Source organism: Nocardiopsis sp. CC223A (genome assembly GCF_030766825.1).
In the GTDB taxonomy this organism is placed as follows: Bacteria; Actinomycetota; Actinomycetes; order Streptosporangiales; family Streptosporangiaceae; genus Nocardiopsis.
The window spans coordinates 1-2346 of the sequence record NZ_JASFDV010000169.1 but is presented as its reverse complement, the minus strand read 5'-3'; the positions used below and the strand labels follow the sequence as shown (position 1 = coordinate 2346).

The 2346-nt window shown below is 79.2% G+C and carries 2 protein-coding genes; both read right to left on the bottom strand.

The window, feature by feature from the left end:
- Positions 1-1457, bottom strand: a 1457-nt coding sequence (locus QJS33_RS31180; protein ID WP_306371657.1) for a hypothetical protein, incomplete at its 3' end; no start/stop codon positions are given.
- A partial coding sequence (locus tag QJS33_RS31175) for a GTPase-associated protein 1-related protein (RefSeq protein ID WP_306371656.1) occupies positions 1454-2346 on the bottom strand: 893 nt, incomplete at its 5' end. The genes QJS33_RS31180 and QJS33_RS31175, both read right to left, overlap by 4 nt.

Sequence of the window (2346 nt, the reverse complement as noted above, 5' to 3'; positions counted from 1 at the left end):
TGGGCGCGCAGCAGCCAGGCCGCCAGCGCGTGCAGGCTGGGGTCGGCCCGCCCGTCCGGGCCGACCACCGCCGAGGTCAGGAACACCTGGACCGACCCGAAGTCCGCCTCCGCCCGGGACAGCAGGTTGCCCAGCCCCAGCCGGTGTTCGGCCCACTCGCGGACCGGGCCGGCCCCCGGGTCCACGGACGTGCCGCGCACCAGGTCGCCGCGGGTGACCACCACCGCGAGGCGGCCGCCCGGGCCGCGCTCGGGCGCCCGCCGGCTCCGCTCCACCTCGTCGCGCACCGCCCCGTAGGCCAGCTCCGGGTCGCGGGTGTGCGAACGCTCCCCGGCCAGCCGGTCGCGTTCGGCGGCGGTCAGGCAGCGCCACACCGCCGGGATCCCCAGCGGGTCCACCACCAGCACGAACGTGGACGCCTCGCCCAGGTAGGCGAGTTCCTCGGTGGTGGCGGAGCGGTTGAACCGCTCTCCGGCGGCGTCGAACACCTGGAGGACCAGGGACCGGCGCCCCGTCCCCAACCGGACCGTCGCCGCGCGCACCTTGCGCCCCGGAGGGGTGGGGCGGGTGCGGTGGTCGGGGGCCGACACCCGCGCGCCCTCGCGGGAGAGCCGCGCCGCCTCCTCCCCGAGCGGTTCGAGGTAGGAGTCCGGGCCGTGCCGGGCCGCCTGCTCCAGGGCCAGGTGCAGCCCCGCCGCCAGCCGGGTCTTGCCCGCCCCCGTGCCGCCGAACAGCGGAAGCAGGAACTCGCGCGCCTCCCCGGGCCGGTGCTCCAGCGGCCGGTCGCAGTGCGGGCACAGCGTCTCCAGATCGGCCGCACCCAGCAGGATGAGCGTGGGCAGGGTGCGGTCGCAGCGGCAGCGCCGCCGCAGCAGGCCCCGTGCGCCCGGGCGGACCGTGTCGTGCCGCCGCCCGCAGCGGCCGCACAGGTAGGCCGGGTAGGGCAGCCGCCGGTAGCACTCCGGGCACACCATCCGGATCCGGCGCACCGTCCGCAGTCCCGTGTCCACCAGCCGCAGCGCCCCCGCCAGGGACCAGGCGGCCGCCAGGTAGGCGCCCACCACCAGGACGTGCGCGGTGACGTGGGGGAGCAGCAGCACCCCCCACAGCGCGGACGCCCGCCAGGTGCGCCGCACCGCCGCGCACAGGTCCCACCAGGCCGGGCCGCCGTGGTAGCCGCGGTGGGCGGGTTCCTCACGGCCTTCGGGCGCGGGCTCGGCGGGGTGACCGCCGCCGAACATGACCCGGTGCACCTCTCGCAGGTACAGCCACGTCAGCACGCACAGTCCCGCCACCACGGCCAGCACCCCCGCGCCGACCAGCAGGCTCACCACCGCCGCCAGGATCCACCAGCGCAGCAGCACCACGACCGCGCCCGCCGCGACCAGCAGCAGAACACCCAGGAGGGCGGCCTCGGGCCGGGCCGCCCCGGCGTCGCGTCCGCGGACACCGCTCACCCCCGGTCACCTCCCCGGGCCCCGAACAGGCCGCGCCGGGACCGGTGCCCGCGCACCCACAGGTCGAACCCGGCGGCCTCCCCGTGCGGCAGGTGCCGCCGTACCCGCGCCGTGTTCCGCCGTCCCCAGCCCGCCAGGGCCGGGACCAGCACCTCCCGTTCCACCACCGCCGCCCGTTCCGGGCCGAGCCCGGAGCGCACCGCCGCCAGGTACACGCGGGCGGCGGCGTCGGCGTCCGGCGGGTCGTCGCACAGGCGGTGGGCGGCCGCCTCCCGGTAGGCGACGAACACCTCCGCCGGGCAGTCCCGCAGCACCCGCGCCGCGGTCGGCGGCTCCCACCGGTCCAGCAGCAGGGCGGCCACGGCCCGCAGCGACACGTCGGCGGGGGTGGGGTGCGCCCGGGCCAGCAGGGCCCACGGTGGTCCGGGGACGGCGGCCGGGCCGGACTCCACCGCCCGCGACCAGTCGGTCAGGGCCGCCTCCAGCGCCGCCCGGTCGTCGAGCACCCGCTCCGCCTCCGCCGGGAGCGCGGCGCGCAGCGCGTGCCCCGCCACCTCCTCGGCCAGGGCGTGCCAGGCGGGTTCGGCGCCCACCGGGGGAGCGGCCAGCAGCGGAGCGCACACCCATCCGGCCACGTCCGGGGCCGCCCGCACCCCCGCCCCCATGACCCGCAGCGTGCGCAGCGCGGCCCGGGGGCCGTGCCCGCACCCCCACACCTGTGTCAGCAGCGACGCGTCCACGTCGTGCGCCGGCACCCCGGGGGAGCCCGCCGCCCGGCCCCCGGCGCGGATCACCGTCACCTCCTCCAGGAGCCGGGCCGGGTCCTCCCGCCCGTCCAGGCCCAACCGCCGCAGCTCCCGCAGCAGCGCACCACCGTCGCGGTCGCCGG